Annotated in this window: 10 protein-coding genes; 3 read left to right on the top strand and 7 right to left on the bottom strand. The window is 64.7% G+C overall.

Translation table 11 applies throughout. The annotated features are described in order from the left end of the window. Positions 1–16: 16 nt before the first annotated feature. The 3 genes from MTX19_RS25550 to MTX19_RS25560 all read right to left on the bottom strand — a co-directional run bounded on the left by MTX19_RS25550 (position 17) and on the right by MTX19_RS25560 (position 6,021). Entirely contained in the window at positions 17–3,145 is a 3,129-nt protein-coding gene (locus MTX19_RS25550; protein WP_280985524.1) for a CusA/CzcA family heavy metal efflux RND transporter, read from the bottom strand. A gap of 89 nt (positions 3,146–3,234) precedes the next feature. Next, positions 3,235–4,479 carry an efflux RND transporter periplasmic adaptor subunit gene (locus MTX19_RS25555; protein ID WP_280979860.1) on the bottom strand — a complete coding sequence of 415 codons (1,245 nt, stop codon included), beginning with the start codon at positions 4,477–4,479 and terminating at the stop codon, positions 3,235–3,237. 150 nt (positions 4,480–4,629) lie between these two features. After that, on the bottom strand, positions 4,630–6,021 hold the full coding sequence (locus tag MTX19_RS25560) for a CoA transferase (protein ID WP_280984881.1): 1,392 nt from the start codon (positions 6,019–6,021) through the stop codon (positions 4,630–4,632). A 116-nt stretch (positions 6,022–6,137) separates the two neighbouring features. Here MTX19_RS25560 and MTX19_RS25565 point away from each other — a divergent pair, with 116 nt between their 5' ends. After that, a complete protein-coding gene (locus MTX19_RS25565; RefSeq protein ID WP_280976912.1) occupies positions 6,138–6,425 on the top strand; it encodes a hypothetical protein in 288 nt (95 codons plus the stop codon). A 740-nt stretch (positions 6,426–7,165) separates the two neighbouring features. Here the strand turns inward: MTX19_RS25565 and MTX19_RS25570 are convergent. The 4 genes from MTX19_RS25570 to MTX19_RS25585 all read right to left on the bottom strand — a co-directional run bounded on the left by MTX19_RS25570 (position 7,166) and on the right by MTX19_RS25585 (position 13,894). Continuing rightward, positions 7,166–7,591, bottom strand: coding sequence for a hypothetical protein (locus tag MTX19_RS25570; RefSeq protein WP_280979861.1), 426 nt, complete (start codon positions 7,589–7,591; stop codon positions 7,166–7,168). Positions 7,592–7,876: 285 nt separating this feature from the next. Continuing rightward, positions 7,877–11,383 (bottom strand): error-prone DNA polymerase, encoded by a 3,507-nt coding sequence (locus MTX19_RS25575; RefSeq protein ID WP_280985525.1) that lies wholly within the window; start codon positions 11,381–11,383, stop codon positions 7,877–7,879. Further along, positions 11,380–12,864 carry a DNA polymerase Y family protein gene (locus MTX19_RS25580; RefSeq protein WP_280979862.1) on the bottom strand — a complete coding sequence of 495 codons (1,485 nt, stop codon included), beginning with the start codon at positions 12,862–12,864 and terminating at the stop codon, positions 11,380–11,382. The genes MTX19_RS25575 and MTX19_RS25580 overlap by 4 nt, the downstream gene beginning before the upstream one ends. Positions 12,865–13,099: 235 nt before the next feature. Continuing rightward, the gene (locus tag MTX19_RS25585) at positions 13,100–13,894 is read right to left on the bottom strand and encodes a DNA repair protein (RefSeq protein ID WP_280979863.1); all 795 of its coding nucleotides are present in this window, start codon (positions 13,892–13,894) and stop codon (positions 13,100–13,102) included. Positions 13,895–14,151: 257 nt separating this feature from the next. On the opposite strand from MTX19_RS25585, the gene MTX19_RS25590 reads away from it, so the two are divergent. Beyond that, positions 14,152–15,579 (top strand): UdgX family uracil-DNA binding protein, encoded by a 1,428-nt coding sequence (locus tag MTX19_RS25590; protein ID WP_280979864.1) that lies wholly within the window; start codon positions 14,152–14,154, stop codon positions 15,577–15,579. Positions 15,580–16,075: 496 nt separating this feature from the next. After that, entirely contained in the window at positions 16,076–17,698 is a 1,623-nt protein-coding gene (locus MTX19_RS25595; RefSeq protein WP_280979865.1) for an inorganic phosphate transporter, read from the top strand. The last annotated feature ends 5 nt before the right edge of the window (positions 17,699–17,703 follow it).

Here is a 17,703-nt window from a genome sequence, read left to right on the forward strand (position 1 = left end):
CCTGCGGGATCGCTCCCTAGCGCTCGCGCGGCCGGCGCGAGAAATAGGAGATCAGCACCGGCAGCGTGACCAGGATCACCAGCGGCGCCAGCATCATGCCGGTGACGACGACGATCGCGAGCGGCTTCTGCACCTGCGAGCCGATGCCCTCCGACACCGCCGCCGGCAGCAGCCCGACGCCGGCGACGACGCAGGTCATCAGCACCGGGCGGAGCTGGAGCTCGCCGGTGCGGATCACCGCACGCATGCGGTCGTAACCCTCGTCGATCAGCTGGTTGAACTGCGACAGGATGATGATGCCGTCCATCACCGCGATGCCGAACAGCGCGATGAAGCCGATAGCCGCCGACACGCTGAACGGAATGCCCGAGATCAGGAGCCCGAGCACGCCGCCGAAGATCGCCATCGGGATCACGCTCATGGCGAGCAGCGTGTCGACCATCGAGCCGAAATTGAAGAACAGCAGCGCCGCGATCAGCGCGAGGCTGATCGGCACCACGATCGACAGCCGCTTGATCGCGTCCTGCAAATTGCCGAACTCGCCGACCCATTCGAGATGCGAGCCGGGCGGCAGCTGCACCTGCTCGTTGACCTTCTGCTGTGCCTCCAGGATCGCGCTGCCGAGGTCGCGGTCACGTACCGAGAACTTGATCGGCAGGTAGCGCTCCTGCTGCTCGCGGTAGATGTAGGCGGCGCCCGAGACCAGCTTGATCGAGGCGACCTCGCTCAAGGGGATCTGCGTGATGCCGCCATTGGGGTTGGCCACGCCGACGCGCAGGTTCTGGATCGCCTCTGCGCTCTTGCGATATTCGGGTGCGAGCCGAACGATGATCGGGAAATGCCGGTCGCTGCCGGGTTCATAGAGGTCGCCGGCGCTGTCGCCGCCGATCGCGACCTTGATCGTCGCGTTGATGTCGCCCGGTGACAGGCCGTAACGCGCCGCCCGTGCTCGGTCGACGTCGATCTGGATGGTGGGCTGGCCGAGCGAGGTGAACACGGCGAGGTCGGTGATGCCCTGCACCGTCGCCAGCACGGACTTGATCTTGTTGGCAGTGTCGGTCAGCGCCTGCAGGTCGTTGCCGTAGAGCTTGATCGAGTTCTCGCCCTTCACGCCCGACACCGCCTCCGAGACGTTGTCCTGCAGGTATTGCGAGAAGTTGAATTCGACGCCGGGGAACTTGTCCTGCAACTGCGCGAGCAATTGCGCGGTCAGTTCGTCCTTGTCATGTGTGCCGGGCCATTCGCTGACCGGCTTCAGCGGTGCGAAGAACTCGGCATTGAAGAACCCTGCGGCGTCGGTGCCGTCATCGGGCCGGCCGTGCTGCGACACCACGGCTTCCACCTCGGGACGGCTGCGGATCAGCCGCCGCATCTCATTGACGTAGGCGTTGCCTTCCTGCAGCGAGATCGTCGGCGGCAGCGTGGCGCGGATCCACAGATTGCCTTCTTCCAGCTTGGGCAGGAATTCGAGGCCCAGGAAGCGCGCGAAGATGACGGTCATGACCACGAGGCCGGCCGCGCCGGCCATCACGACCTTGCGGTTGGCGACCGCCCAGTTCAGGACCGGCAGATAGATCTGGTCGAGCTTCCTGACGATCCAGGTCTCGGTCTCGTGAATATGCGCCGGCAGGATGATCGCGCTCAAGGCCGGCGTGATCGTGAACGTTGCCAGCAGCCCGCCCGCCAATGCATAGGCGTAGGTCCGCGCCATCGGCCCGAAGATGTTGCCTTCGACGCCGCCCAGCGTGAACAGCGGCAGGAAGGCGGCGACGATGATGGTGGCGGCAAAGAAGATCGAGCGCGAGACGTCGGCTGCGGCCGACAGGATCGCGTGACTCTTTATGCCCATCACCGTGTCTTCGGAGATATGGCTCTGCTCCGTCTCCGAGAGCGAGGTGGTCTGCGACAGCCGCCGGAAGATCGCCTCCACCATGATGACGGTGGCATCGACGATCAGGCCGAAGTCGATCGCGCCGACCGACAGCAGGTTGGCGGACTCGCCGCGCAGCACCAGGATGATCACGGCGAAGAACAGCGCGAACGGAATCGTCGCGCCGACGATCAGCGCGCTGCGGAGATCGCCGAGGAAGATCCACTGCAGCAGCACGATCAGGAGGATGCCGACCACCATGTTGTGCAGCACGGTGTGGGTGGTGAGCTCGATCAGGTCCTTGCGGTCATAGATGCGCTCGATCTTCACGCCCGGCGGCAGGATCGAGGAGTTGTTGATCTGATTGACGAGCTGCTCGACGCGGGCGATCGTCGGCGAGCTTTGCTCGCCGCGCCGCATCAGCACGATGCCCTGCACGATGTCGTCGTCATTGTCGATGCCGGCAATGCCGAGCCGCGGCTTCTCGCCGATGGTGACGGTGCCGATATCCCTCACCAGCACAGGATTGCCGCCGGACTGCGAGATCATGGTGTTGGACAGGTCGTCGATCGAACGGATCAGGCCGACGCCGCGCACCACGGCCGACTGCGTGCCGATGTTCACGGTGTTGCCGCCGACATTGATGTTGGCGTTGGAGACGGCCTGCAGCACCTGCGGCAAGGTCAGGCCGTTGGCGACCAGCTTGTTGAAGTCGACCTGGATTTCATAGGTCTTCGTCTTGCCGCCCCAGCCAGTGACGTCGATTACGCCGGGCACCGCGCGGAAGCGGCGCTGCAGCACCCAGTCCTGCAAGGTCTTGAGGTCGAGCACACTGTAGTTCGGCGGGCCCTTGAGCCGGTAACGGAAGATTTCACCGATCGGGCTTGTCGGCGAAATGCCGGGCTGCACATTCCCCGGCAACGGAGCGAGCTGCGACAGGCGGTTCAGCACCTGCTGCAGCGCCTCATCATAGGTGTAATCGAACGAGAACTGCAGCTTGACGTCGGAGAGCCCATACAGCGAGATGGTGCGGATGGTGCGCAGGTTCTTGATGCCGGCGACCTGGGTCTCGATCGGGATCGTGATGTAACGCTCGATCTCCTCCGCCGAAAGGCCTGGGCTCTGCGTCACCACGTCGACCATCGGCGGGGTCGGGTCGGGATAGGCCTCGATGTTGAGCTGCTTGAACGCGAGCAGGCCGCCGATGAGGACGGCCACGAACATGGCCACCATCAAGTAGCGGCGATTGACGGCAAGGGCGACGAGGCGATCCATTCAGATCGGAGCTTTCAGGCTGGAAGGACTGCTTTGATTGAGCATGATCTCGTCGGAAGACCGACCCCACTTTTCCGGATCATGCTGTCTTAAGTGCCGGACGCGGCGCGGTCGATGAAGAGGCTCCCCTTCGTCACGATCTGCTCGCCGGGCTTCAGATTGCTGGCAACCTCGACGAGGTCGCCATTGGTGAGGCCGGGCTTGATCTGGCGCAACTCGATCGTCTTGTCGTCGCGCACGACCCAGACCCGAACCTGGTCGCCCTCGTAGATCAGCGCCTGCTTCGGCACGCCGACCGCCGGGTGATCGCCGGTCGAATACAGCGTCACATTGGCGAACATCTCAGGCTTCAGCCGGTTGTCCTTGTTGTCGATGGTGGCGCGGACCAGAAGCCGGCGCGAGGTCGGATCGATCGCGGCGGCCACGTAGTTGATCCGGGCGTTCAGCACCTTGCCCGGCAGCGCCATCACGCTGAAGCTGACGTCCTGCCCGACAGCGACGTTGTCCGCGTCGGATTCGCGGACATAGGCGATCAGCCAGACCGTGGAGAGGTCGCCGATCACGTAGACCGGATCGCTGGCGCCAGTCGAGACATACTGCCCTGGGCCCGCCTTGCGCTGGACGATGGTGCCGCCGATCGGCGCGAACACCGTCGTCTCCGGATTGAGGCGGCCCTTCTGCTGCAGCGTCGCGATGGCGTCGTCGCCGAAGCCGAGGATGTGCAGCTTGTTCTGCGCGGCTTCCAGCTGGGTCTGCGCCGAGCGGGCGTCATTCTGGGCCTGTACCAGCGCTGCCTGCGCCTGCTGATAATCCTTCAGCGGGATCGCCTTGCCCTCGGACAGGTCCTTGGCACGCTTCTCCTGGATCTGCGCGAGGTCGAGCGCCGATTGCGCCTTGTTGAGGCCGGTCATCGCCGCGACATAATCGTTCTGGGCCTGCACGGTGTCGGCCGCCTCGATCACGAACAGCGGCTGCCCCTTGGCCACGCTCTCGCCCGGCCGCACCAGCAGCCGGGTCACCCGGCCGGTATAGGGCGAATAGACCGGGGTGGACCGGTCTTCATCGATCCCGATCTTGCCCTCGGTCACGAGCTCGGAGCGAAAGGTGTGTTCGGTCACTGTCTGGAAGGTCAGGCTGGCCCATTCGGCCGCGGTCGGGGTGTAGCGCGAGCCTGCCTTGCGGGACTGGCTGGAGACCTCCGACGGCGTCGGTTTGGCCGCGCTGAGATACGCGTAGCCGTAGACAGCGGCCCCGGCCAGCGCCAGCACCGCCACGGCCGTCACCATTCGCGGGCGGTTAAAGCTCTGTGTTCGTTTGGTGAATTCTTTAAGCATGCGGTCCGGGGGTCGATCGTTTCAGCTTCCGGTGGGACGGCCCCAGCGGTGCGCTAATAGTGCTGATTTGGTGTTGTAAACAACCTAAAAATCGCCGTTCGGCAGCGGCTGCGGTTAAAGATTGGATAGCCTGAATGACGCCTGAACGCCTCATCCGGGAAACTCCGGAGGATGGCTGCCGAGCGGCATCGCCGGGCGCGACCAGTGGGCCGGCGTTTTCGACAGCACGGCCGCGTGCCTGACCGAGCTCAGTGTGCCCAAACCGGACGGGAGCTGCTCGATGTACGGCGTCACCGCATCGGCCTTCAGGTCCCCGGTGGCCAGACCGCCCGCGACGCGGCCGAGATTCCACAGCCAGCGCCCGGTCTGCGCCAGCGAGACCCGGACGTGCCAGCTGCCGCCCTCGCGCGCCTGGCGGGCCTTCGCCATCATGGCGCCGAACGCCATGAAATATCCGGTGGCGTGGTCGAGCATCTGCGCCGGCAGCTCCTTCGGCCCGTCGATCCCGGCGGCCTGCCCTTCGGCGTGATTGAAGCCGGTCGTGGTCTGTACCAGGGAATCGAAACCGCGGCGGTCCGCCCACGGACCAGCATGCCCGTAGGCCGAAAGCGTCACATAGACGATGCCGGGGTTGATCCGCGCGGCCTCCTCCGAAGAGAAGCCGAGACGCGCGATCGCCTGCGGACGATAGCCCTGTGAGAAAATATCGGCCTGCGCCACGAGATCGCGCATCACCTGCCGCCCCTCCTCGCTCCGCAGTTCGACGAAGCTCGAAAGCTTGCCGCGGCCGGTGTCGATGGTGAGCCACGGGATCGCCGGCAAGTCGGGACCCGAGATCAAGAGCACGTCGGCGCCATGCGCGGCGAGCGTGCGGCCGGCGACGGGGCCCGCGATCACACGCGAGAGATCAAGGACGCGGAGGCCGGCCAACGGCCGGTCGCCCGAGGCCCAAGGCTTTGGTGCGGCGTCGCCGATCTTCTCGATTTCGATCAGCGGCAGTTTTGCGAGCTCTTTCGCGTGCGGCGTCGCGGACCATTCGTCGTACGAGCGCATCAGCGCCACGACGCCGCCGGCGGCGTAGGCCGCGGTCTCGAACGCCTCGCCGTCCCATTGCATCAGCGCAGCCTGGACGTCGTCACGTTCCGCCTTGCAAGCGAGCACCCGGCAGACGGCGTCGCGGTGATGCGGGAAATTGGTGTGGAGGCGGACAAAGCGGTTGTCGCGTGTGCGGTAAACGCCGGCGATCTTGTCCCAGGCCGGTGGCGGCGGCTTGCCGTCGACGCGCAGGTAGCGTTCGCTGCGGCATTCGACGACGGCGTGGCGCATGTCGACGGCGACGTCCTGCCTCTCGCCGCTGCGTGATCGCCAGATCTCCGCAGCCGCCAGGCCCGCCACGGCGATCGAGGCCTGCGCCGCCGCGCCGACACGGAACGACGACGGCAGTTGCGGCTCCGCGCCGGTCAGCCTGACCGCATCGAGCGCGGACGGCGCGCCGCCGGCACCGGTCCAGATCTCGGCAAGGATTTCACTGACGTCCTGCATGCGCATGCCTCTTTCCGACCGTTGTATGCCCGAGCATGATGACAGAAAGGCGGTGCCGGTTTGGCCCGTCAAGTTGGGCTTTTCAAGGGCTTCGCCCGACCGGAACAGGAGTTGCAATGGCTGCCATCGATCCCCTCACCGCCGGCGGCGTTTTTCTTGCGACCGCGGCCACCGACGCGGTCTATGTCATGTTCACCTCGGCAGTCGTCGCGCGCAAACGCGTGCCGGCCGCGACCTGGAGCAGCATTTGGTACCTGCTCTCGTCCTATGCCGTGATCAGCTACACCGAGAACTGGGTCTATGTCGCCTTCGCCGCCGCCGGCTCCTGGGTCGGCGCCTATGCATCGATCACCTTCCTGCATCGCCCGCCGGGCGGACCGCCGGTGGGTGCCGCGGTGGAGTAGTGTGCGGCTGCTGAAGAATTCATCCGCCGTCCCTGCGAAAGCAAGACCCATCCGATAGGGACCACTTGTAAGCTACACGTCAGCTGTAAGCTACACGTCAGCATTCTCGCGACACGAATTGCCCGAGCTTTGCATCTCGTTCCGCCCTCTCTTGATCAGAGGGCGCAGGGAAAGCCGGGTGCCGATCGCACCCATGGGTCCGGTGCAACAAAAAGCACCGGAGGTAGGACCACAGGTGAAACCGGAGCAATCCCGGCTTTCCCTGCGCGATGGGTTACGGCTTACTTCGCGCTCTCCCCGGCGAGACTTGGCTTTTTTGTCACCGTCTTCGCGAAGACGTTTTGCATCTTGCGAGGAGACACCTGCCACTGGGGCGTCGAGACCACACGACTTCACCGTCCGCCTCATGCGCACTCGTCAGTTGCGCACTCCGCGTCCACCGCATCCCGACCCAACACTCGTGACGATCGCGAAGCGCCCCTCAAGCGGGTGAGACGGACTCTTCATACACTGAGTTGTTATTCTGGAAAACAGAAATATTTTTGATGCGAGGGCTTGCGCCGTCGGGCAACTCAGTGATTGCACGTAAGGGAGACACCGGCGAAAGGGTTCCCTCTCCCCTTGCGGGAGAGGGTTAGGGAGAGGGGTGCCACACGACGCGCACTCTCCGTATTCGCTACAGCGGCAAGCGAACGCAATTTGCGAGGACAAACGCCCACATCGATCAGTTCAGTCCGCGGTCAGCAGCGACCAGAACGTTCCTCCACGCGCATGCCTATCCTGTGCAGTGTACGTCCGCAGGGCGTGACCTCCACCAGCGCCTCATAGAAGTCGCCGCCCTTGGGATATTGATCGAGCTCGGCTTGCTTCAGTCGGTAGGCGACCCGAACGTATCGGAGCTTGTTGCCAAGAATAGTGTCGAGGAAAGATTGGCTCGGTGGCGCCCATTCGCAAACGGAGCAGCAATCCGGATGCTTCGATAGGTAGGCGTGAGCACTCTCACCGGGAGAGAGATCGCCCATGTTGGATGCTTGGTGCAGGATCGCATTTTCGAACAGCTCCTGCTGCGAAGCATATCCCCGATGGTAGCAGAACGACGTTACGTTCAGAAACAGGATCGTCGACAGAAAGATCAGTGCAATTCCGATCCACTTTGGCGCCGTCATGTACTTCCCTGCAACCTGAAGAGCGGGTTAGTCCTACTGCGTCACAAACGTCGCAACCCCTCATGGTGAGGAGCGCGGAACGCGCGTCTCGAACCATGAGGCCCCGTGGCCTACATCCTTCGAGACGCCCTCTTCGCGGTCTCCTCAGGATGAGGAGATACAACATTTATGACGCAGTAAGATTAGCAAAGCGTAACCTGCCGTTTTGCCTGCGGCAAAGTTAGGGTGGGTTACGCCTTCGGCTAACCCACCCTACGGGACCACCCTACGCTTCCCGCAACTTCGTCAATGAAAATCGCGCGACGGCGGCAGGATGCGGACGTTGCGCGGGTGACGGATTTTTTGCGCCGGCGTATCGGCATGATCGCGGCGGTCGTCGTTGAGCGGCTCGACCAGCGCCGGGCCTGCCGGCACCGGGTGCTTGCGGCTGAGGGAATCGTTGGCGAGACCGATCAGATCGTGGGAGCGATCGATCATGCGCTGCGCCACCAGATGGGTCACCCCTTCCGGGCTGCTCTGGATATAGCCCTCGACCAGGATCAGGCGCGCGCCCATCACCTCTTTCCGGTACTGCTCCATCACCTTCGGCCACACCACGATGTTGGCGATGCCGGTCTCGTCCTCCAGCGTCATGAACACGACGCCCTTGGCGCTGCCCGGGCGCTGCCGCACCAGCACCACACCGGCGCAACGAACGCGGCGGCGATCATTGTCGCGATTGATCTCGTGGCAGGCGACGACGCGCTCCTTCGTGAACATCTCGCGTAGGAACTCCATCGGATGGCCCTTCAGCGACAGACGGATGGTCTGATAATCGGCGACCACCTGCTCGGGGCGCGGCATCTCCGGCAGCGGCTTTGCGTTTTCATCCGGCTGCTCGCGCGCCGTCGCCGCCTCGAATAACGGCAGCGGCACGTCGTCCGGCAGCCGTCGCACCGCCCACAGCGCCGCGCGGCGATCGAGCCCGAGCGAGCGGAACGCATCGGCGTCCGCCAGCAGGATCAGCGCCCGCTTCGGCAGGCCGGTGTCGCGGGCGAAGTCTTCCAGCGAGGTGAAGGGCCGGCGGTTGCGCGCGGCGACGATGCGATCGGCCCAGTCTTTCTCTTGCTTCACCTCTCCCGCTCGCGGGGGAGGCCGCAGCGCGGATGCGCTGCGGGTGGGGGCTCTCTCCATAATGGGACTCGCGGAGACACCCCCACCCCAGCCCTCCCCCGCAAGCAGGAGAGGGAGTGCAAGCGTACCCCGGAACGACTGCTGAACTTCCTTCAGCCTCTGCTCGTCCGGATCCAGCCAGTGAAAGCCGTCGATCTGGCGGAAGCCGAGCCGCACGGCGCAATGATCGCCAACCTTCTCTTCCAGCGTGTTCTGCGCAAAGCTGTAGGAGACGTCGACCTCGCGCACCGTGACGCCGTTCTTGCGCGCGTCGCCGACGATCTGCGCCGGCGCGTAAAAGCCCATCGGCTGCGAGTTGAGCAGGCCGCAGCAGAAGGCGTCGGGATGATGGTGCTTCAGCCATGATGAGATGTAGACGAGTTGGGCGAAGCTCGCGGCGTGGCTTTCCGGAAAGCCGTAGGAGCCAAAACCCTTGATCTGGTCGAAGCAGCTTCTGGCGAAGTCCGGCGAGTAGCCGCGCGCGACCATGTTGCCGATCAGCTTGTCCTCGTATTTGCCGATGGTGCCGAGGTTGCGAAAGGTTGCCATCGAGCGGCGCAGGCCGTTGGCCTCCTCGGATGAGAAATGTGCCGCCTCGATAGCGATCCGCATCGCCTGCTCCTGGAACAGCGGCACGCCGAGCGTCTTGTGCAGCACATTGTAGAGTTCGTCCTTGTCGCCCTTGTCCGGCGCTGGCGAGGGATAGGTCACCTTCTCGATGCCGTTCCGCCGGCGCAAGTAAGGATGCACCATGTCGCCCTGGATCGGCCCGGGGCGCACGATCGCGACCTCGATCACGAGGTCATAGAACTCTCGCGGCTTCAGGCGCGGCAGCATGTTCATCTGCGCGCGGCTCTCGACCTGGAACACGCCGAGCGATTCCCCGCGGCACAGCATGTCGTAAACTTTTTCATCGTCCTGCTCGACAGTCGCCAATTCCAAATGCCGGCCCTTGTGCTTTTCGATCAGGTCGAAGCATTTGCGGATGCAGGTCAGCATGCCCAGCGCCAGCACGTCGACCTTCATCATGCTGAGTGCGTCGACGTCGTCCTTGTCCCATTCGATGAAGGTGCGGTCGTCCATCGCGGCGTTGCCGATCGGCACATAGGTGTCGAGCCGGTCCTGGGTCAGCACATAGCCGCCGACATGCTGCGAGAGGTGACGCGGAAACTCGATCAGCTCGGTGGCGAGCTCGACCGCGAGATTGATCATCGCGTTCTTCGGGTCGAGCCCGGCCTGCCGCACCTGCATGTCGTTGAGGCCCTTGCCCCAGCTGCCCCACACGGTATCGGCGAGCGCCGCGGTGACGTCCTCGGTCAGCCCGAGCGCCTTGCCGACGTCGCGGATCGCGCTGCGCGGGCGATAATGGATGACAGTGGCGATAACAGCCGCGCGATGACGGCCATAGCGGCGGTAGACATATTGCATCACCTCCTCGCGCCGCGAATGCTCGAAATCGACGTCGATGTCGGGCGGCTCCAGCCGCTCCTTGGAGATGAAGCGCTCGAACAGCAGATCGACCTTGGTCGGATCGACCGAGGTGATGCCGAGCACATAGCAGACCGCCGAATTCGCCGCCGAGCCGCGCCCTTGGCACAGAATGCCCTGGCTGCGCGCATAGTGCACGATGTCGTGCACGGTGAGGAAGTAATGCGCGTATTTCAGCTCGGCGATCAGCGCGAGCTCTTTTTTGAGAGTGGCGTGAAGCTTGGTGTCGATGTTGGCCACACCGCCGAAATATTTGTCGACGCCGGCCCAGGTCAGGTCCTCCAGATGCTGCTGCGCGGTCTTGCCCGGCGGCACCGGCTCGTCGGGATACTGGTATTTGAGCTGGTCGAGCGAGAAGGTGATGCGCTCGGCAAAGCGCATGGTTTCCGCGATCGCGTCGGGCAGATCGCGGAACAGCCGCACCATTTCATGCGCGGGCTTGAGATGGCGCTCGGCATTGGCCTCGAGCCTGCGGCCGACCGCCTCGATCGTGGTCTTCTCGCGGATGCAGGTCAGCACGTCCTGCAGCGGACGGCGCGCCGGATGGTGATAGAGCACCTCGTTGGTGGCGAGCAGCGGCACATCGGCCTCGGCGGCAAGCCCATGCAACTGTGCGAGGCGGCGCCTGTCGTCGCCGCGATAGAGCAGGCTTGCCGCGAGCCAGACGCCGTCGGCCGCGCTCTCCTTCAACCGTGCGAGCAGATCAAGCGCCTGCGCCGGATTGAAGCGATGCGGCAGCGCCAGCACCAGGAGCTGGCCTTCGGCGTAGTCGAGCAGGTCGGACAGTTTCAGATGACACTCGCCCTTCTCGATGCGCACGATGTCGTTGCCGCGGTTGCCGCGGGTCAACAACTGGCACAGCCGGCCGTAAGCGGCGCGGTCGCGCGGATAGACCAGGATGTCGGGTGCGCCGTCGATGAAGACGATGCGGGCGCCGATCAGGAGCTTGGGCGGATGCTTGACCTCGGAATTATCGAGCTCCTTCCAGGCGCGCACCACGCCGGCCAGCGTGTTGTGATCGGCGATGCCGATCACGGGAATTCCGAGCTCGCTCGCCTGATGCACATAAGCGCGCGGATCGGAGCCGCCGCGCAGGAAGGAGAAGTTGCTGGTGATGCCGATCTCGGCATAATCTGGTACAGGCCGGCTCATGCGAACAGCCCGTGCACATACCAGTTGGCGGGAACGGGCTTGCCGTCTTCGTCTCTCAGCTCGCTCTCATAGAGACCGTCGCGGAAGATCCAGAAGCGCTGGCCCTCGGCATCCTCGACGCGGAAATAATCGCGGGTCAGCGATTGGCCGTCCTGCTTCCACCATTCCATCGCAATGCGCTCGGGGCCCTCGGCCCGCACCACCTCATGCCGCGCGCGGCGCCAGGTGAACTGATGCGGCGGGCCGTCCGGCACGGTCGCGAACGGCACCTTGATCAGCTCGGGCCGGTCGAACAGCCGCAAGGGACGCAGCGGCGGCTCGCCCGCAACGCGCTCCGGCCAGGCGGCCGCGCTCGCGGCTGCAAGGTGATGCTGCGCCGGCACGGCGAGCGCGGCGCGCTCGGGGATGTGGCTCTCCAGCGGCAGATGCACGACGACGCGCTTGCCGCCGATGCGGGCGGCGATGCGGTCGATCAGCGCGGATACCTCGTCGCTGTCATGGACAGTGGCGTCGAGATCGCGCTGCTGCTGTACCACGAGCTCGGTGCGGCCGGCGGCGAGACGAATGAGATCGAAGCCGAAGCCGGGATCGAGCGGATCGTTGAGCGCATCGAGCCGCTCACGGAACAGGCGGTCGATCATCTCCGGCCGCGTCACCGGACGCCCGGTCTCGACCACGATCGAGCGCACCGCGCCGTCGGTGCGGAAGAAGCTCGCCTCCAATTGCCGCGCGCCCTTGCCCTGCTTGTCCATCGCCGCGACCAGCATCCGGGCGAGGTTTTGCAGCGTCAGCGCGATCACGGTGTCGGTCGCGATCGGTTCGGGGAAACGCTTCTCCACGATGTAATCCGGCAGCGGCTTGCGCGGGCTGATCGGGGCATCGCCCTGCCCCAGCGCATGACTGAGCAGCGTGGTGAACGCGGCGCCGAACCGCGCCGAGATCTCATGTGGTGCGCGCGCGGCGACATCGCCGATGGTCTTCAAGCCGGCGCGACGCAGGCCGGTCGTGATCGCGGCATCGGCGCCGAGCGCGGACACCGGCAGCGGACCGACGGCCTCGGCCTCCTCGCCATCGGCTGTGATTTTCCCCGAGGCATGCCGCGTCAGCGTGCGCGCCGCAATCGAGGTGCCTGATATCGCGGCACTAACGGCAAAGCCGCGGCGGCTCAGCGCGTTCGTCGCGATCTGCAGCAGCGCGCGCTCGCCGCCGAACAGATGCGCGCAGCCGGTGATATCGAGAAACAGGCCGTAAGGCGGATCGAGCGCCACCAGCGGCGTGAAGCGGTCGCACCAGTCGGCGATGTCGTTCAGCGTCTTCAGATCGGCGACGGGATCCGCGTCGTAGACGGTCAGCTCCGGGCAGATCGCGCGGGCGTTGGCGAGCGGCAGCCCGATCGACAGCCCCGCGCGCACCGCGGCCTCGTCGATGGCGTGGAGCAGGATCGCGTTGTGATCCTTTGCGACCACGACGCTAGGTGCCACTTGCGCTTCTGTCTCATTCTCTCCCCCCTTGCGGGGGAGGGGCAGGGAGAGGGGCAAGCCACATACGCCGGCGTCCGTGGTACCGCTCTCTCCAACTCTCCCCCGCAAGGGGGGAGAGAGCCCTGCCACCTCCCGAGTGGAAACTCTCTCCTCACGAAGAGCATCGCTCGTGGCGAGACCCCCACCCCAACCCTCCCCCGCAAGCGGGAGAGGGAGCCCGACGACCTCCCGAGCGTCAACTTGCGAGACGCTGCGCTGTGCGAGCTTCCGCTTGATGCGGTCGATGGGCAGGCGTGGCAGCCACAGGCTGAGGATACGCCGACGGTTCACTGAATTGGCACTCATCACATTTCCATTCCATGATCCATCGCCCGACCGGGCCATGACGATTGCGCACGAGTTCGGCGTCGAAGCGCGGCGCGCCCCAGGCGCTGGCGGCGGTGCCGGGCGGCGAATGCGCCGCGCGCACGATCCAGCGCGTCTCCGCGGTCGAGGGGATCGGGCTCGCCGCGATCCGCAGCACCAGCGCGGTGACGCCGGAGGCCTGCGCGGCCAAGGTCAATTTGCGGCTGGCGACGAGATCGAGCTGGCGCACATTGCCCCAGACCTCGAGCACGACCGCGCCCAGCGCATCGCAGGCGAGCGCGTCAGCCGTGGTGCGCAACGCGGCATCGACATCGGCGGCGCGCACCGTGACGAGCAGGCGCGGATCGAGGCCGAGCTCGGCAAGCCCGCTCATCGACAACGCGCCGCTTTCGCGATCGGAGAAATCCTGCCGCACCCAGACCAGCGGCTTGCGCGGTGACATCCGTCCGGCGAGCCCCGCGATGAAGCCGGTCGCGGCCCCGCCCTGATGGCCGCTCGCGAACACCTCATGCAGCACTGCGGGCGCAAGTCCGCCGCGCAGCATCGCATCCGCGCCCACATGCCCGAGCGAGACGCGGTTCAGTATGTTCGCATCCGATGGCGCCTCGATGCGCGCGATGCTGCCGCGCAAGGATGCAAGCGTGCTCATGCGTGCGCCGTTCATAGCGCCGCTCCTTCCCAACCAAGATTTGAAGCCGTCACCGGTCTGAACAGAGAACCAGGGTCTGGCTCATTTGTTCATGATATGTTCTAATATAAAGCTAACAGGACCGGCGGAGTCAATCGGATTGGTGGGATCGCCGATTCATGAGCGGAATCAAGGGGATTCAAGCGCGTCGACGCGGCCCGTGCAGCCTCTCCCTGGCGTCACCGGACGCGCGGGCCCTGAAATGACGGCGAGACGAAAACGGAGCAGATCGCATGCATATCATCATGCTCGACAGCGACACCGATTTCGAAGGCTGGCGCAAGGCCGCGCGACGACTGGCGCTGAATGACGTAAGGCCATCTGATGTCGCGTGGACGGTGAGCGGCGAGACCGAACTATTTTCGTCATCTCACGCGAACGACCTGCCCGATGCGCCGCATGCGACGTTCAACGTCCCCGCCAGCTTCGTCGAGCTGGCAAGGACCGCGATCCTGCATCGTCATGACGAACGCTTCGCCCTGCTCTATCGCATCCTGTGGCGGCTGCGCAGCCATCACGATCTGCTCAGCGCGACGACCGATCCCGAGGTCGCCGAGGTCAACGCGATGGCGCGCGCGGTCTATCGCGACATGGACAGGATGCACGCGCTTGTGCGCTTCCGCGAAATCGGTCGCGAGCACAAGGCGCATTACGTCGCCTGGTTCGAGCCGGAGCATCACATCGTCGAGCTCGCCGCGCCCTTCTTCGCCAGCCGCTTCGCCGACATGCCGTGGTCGATCCTGACCCCCGACGTCTGCGCGCATTGGGATGGGCATGCGATCTCGATCACCTCCGGCGTCGACAAATCCGAAGTGCCGACCGAGGAGCGGCTCGAAGAGATCTGGCGGCGTCATTACAGCGGTCTCTTCAATCCCGCACGGCTGAAAGTGATGGAGATGCCGCAGGCCTATTGGAGGAACCTGCCCGAGGACTCGATCATTAAGCCCTTGCTCGAAGACGCGATGCGGATGACGAGCGGCGCCTTCATCGCAAACAAGGCGGCGAAACCGCAGGCGCCGCAAAAACCGCAGGACACGCCGATGGCCCGCAGAGACGCCCACGACACGATCGCGACGCTACGCGCCGAAGCCGCCGATTGCCGGGCCTGCCCGCTGTGGAAGGATGCAACCCAGACCGTGTTCGGCGAAGGGCCGCAAAGCGCAACCCTGATGCTGGTCGGCGAGCAGCCCGGCGACAAGGAAGATCTCGCCGGCAAGCCGTTCGTCGGTCCGGCCGGATTGATGCTCGATCGCGCGCTGGAGGAGGCCGGCATCGACCGCGGCAAGGTCTACATCACCAATGCGGTGAAGCATTTCAAATTCGTGCCGCGCGGCAAGATCCGGCTGCATCAGAAGCCGAGCACGCCGGAAATCCGCGCCTGCCGTCAATGGTACGAGCGTGAATTGGCGGCCATCAAACCGGAACTGGTGGTGGCGCTCGGCGCGACGGCCGCACAGGGCGTGCTCGGCAAGATCACGCCGATCAACAGGAACCGCGGCCGCCTGATCGACCATGATGGAACCAAGGTGCTGGTCACCGTGCATCCCTCCTATCTGCTGCGGCTGCCCGATGAGGAGGCCAAGGCGAAGGAATATCAACGCTTTGTCGACGACCTGAAAATCGCGGCCGGCTTGCTGCGCCGTTCCGCTCGCGCGGCCTGATGTGCCCGCGCAACAACTCGTCCCCGAAATTCACACCTTGATGTGAAAAATCAGAAACAGGCCGAGAAAAATCTACAACCTTTAATTGATCCATGATAGTATCACAGGCTCAATAGGCATTGGGCGTCATGTTCACGCCATGACGTACCCTGAGGCCAGCGCGCTGCGCGGTTCGACTAGCCCCAACCGCGTGGCGCGCGACCTCTACCCGTCGGCCCGCCGGATCCTTTGGCCATACGCTGCCTGACCCTTCCAACGCAGCCTCCGCGATTTCCTGGTCCGCAAGACGCAGTCCGCACCGGCGTCTGCAATCAGTGACGTTTGTTACTGATGTTACTGAAGATTGCCGCGCCTGAAATCTTCAGGGCTTGTGCATGGATTGCATTGCAAGCAATGACTCGACCCACGCCATTATGGCCGACCGGCCACGCCGGATTTCAATTGCCTGTCATATGCATTGATCAAAATCGGCGCCATTGGGAATAGGAGATTACCAATGAGCGACGTGGCGCTACCCGGCTCGATCGAACCTGCCTTGAAGAAGGGTCCCGATCTCGACAAGGGCTTTCACCCACTGACCGGCATCATCTACATGGGCGTGGTCGCGGCAGCGCTCCTCTTCGTCGCCTACAGCATCTACGCCGACATCAACGCCACCGGCGCTCGCGTCACCTCCTATCTCCCCTTCATCCTGCTGTTCGTCGCCCTGCTGATTGCGCTCGGCTTCGAATTCGTCAACGGTTTCCATGACACCGCAAATGCGGTCGCGACCGTGATCTACACCCGCTCGCTGCCGGCTCACGTTGCCGTGGTCTGGTCGGGCATGTTCAACCTGTTTGGCGTGCTGCTCTCGAGCGGCGCGGTCGCGTTCGGCATCGTGTCGCTGCTTCCGGTCGAACTGATCCTGCAGGTCGGCAGCAGTGCGGGCTTCGCGATGGTGTTCGCGCTCCTGATCGCCGCCATCATCTGGAATCTCGGCACCTGGTGGCTCGGCCTGCCGGCCTCGAGCTCGCACACCCTGATCGGATCGATCATGGGTGTCGGCATCACCAACGCGCTGTTGCGCGGCCGCGACGGCACTTCGGGTGTGGACTGGTCGCAGGCGGTCAACATCGCCAAGGCGCTGCTGCTGTCGCCGCTGTTCGGCTTCGTGCTCGCGGCGCTTCTGCTCTACGTCCTCAAGGCCGTGCTGCTGCGCGCGACACCCAAACTGTTCGGCGAGCCGGTCGGCGACCAGCCGCCGCCGTGGTGGATCCGCGGCATCCTGATCCTGACCTGCACGCTGGTCAGCTTCTTCCACGGCTCCAATGACGGCCAGAAGGGCATGGGCCTCATCATGCTGATCCTGATCGGCACCGTGCCGACCGCCTATGCGCTGAACCGCGCGCTCCCGAGCAGCCAGATCGAGCAGTTCGCCGCGCATTCGGCTGCGGCCAGCAAGGTCATCGAAGGCAAGGCCTCCGGTTACAACGTGATCGGCAACCCCCGCCCCGCCGTGACCAACTATGTCTCCCAGCACCAGATCAACGAAGGCACCTTCCCGTCGCTCGCCGTGCTGGTCCGCGACATCGGTCAGCAGGTTGCCCAGTACGGATCGTTGGCCAAGTTTCCGGCTGACGCGGTCGGCAACACCCGCAACGACATGTACCTTGCCTCCGAGGCGATCCGCTTCCTGATGAAGGACAAGGAAGCCGAGCTCTCCGCCGCCGACGTCGCCACGCTGAGCGAATACAAGGGCTCGCTCGACAACGCGACGAAGTTCATCCCGAGCTGGGTGAAGTTCGCCGTCGCCATCGCGCTCGGCCTCGGCACCATGGTCGGCTGGAAGCGCATCGTCGTCACCGTCGGCGAGAAGATCGGCAAGACCCACCTGACCTATGCGCAGGGCGCTTGCGCCGAGATCACGGCGGCCGCGACCATCGCTGCCGCCGACGGCTACGGCCTGCCGGTTTCGACCACGCACGTGCTGTCATCGGGCATCGCCGGCACCATGGCGGCCAACGGGTCCGGTCTGCAATGGGCGACGATCCGCAACATCGCGATGGCGTGGGTGCTGACGCTGCCGGCCGCGATGATCCTCTCGGGCGTCCTGTACTACGTGTTCTATCACGTGTTCTGACGACA

This window comes from Bradyrhizobium sp. ISRA464, assembly GCF_029910095.1.
Taxonomy (GTDB): Bacteria; Pseudomonadota; Alphaproteobacteria; order Rhizobiales; family Xanthobacteraceae; genus Bradyrhizobium.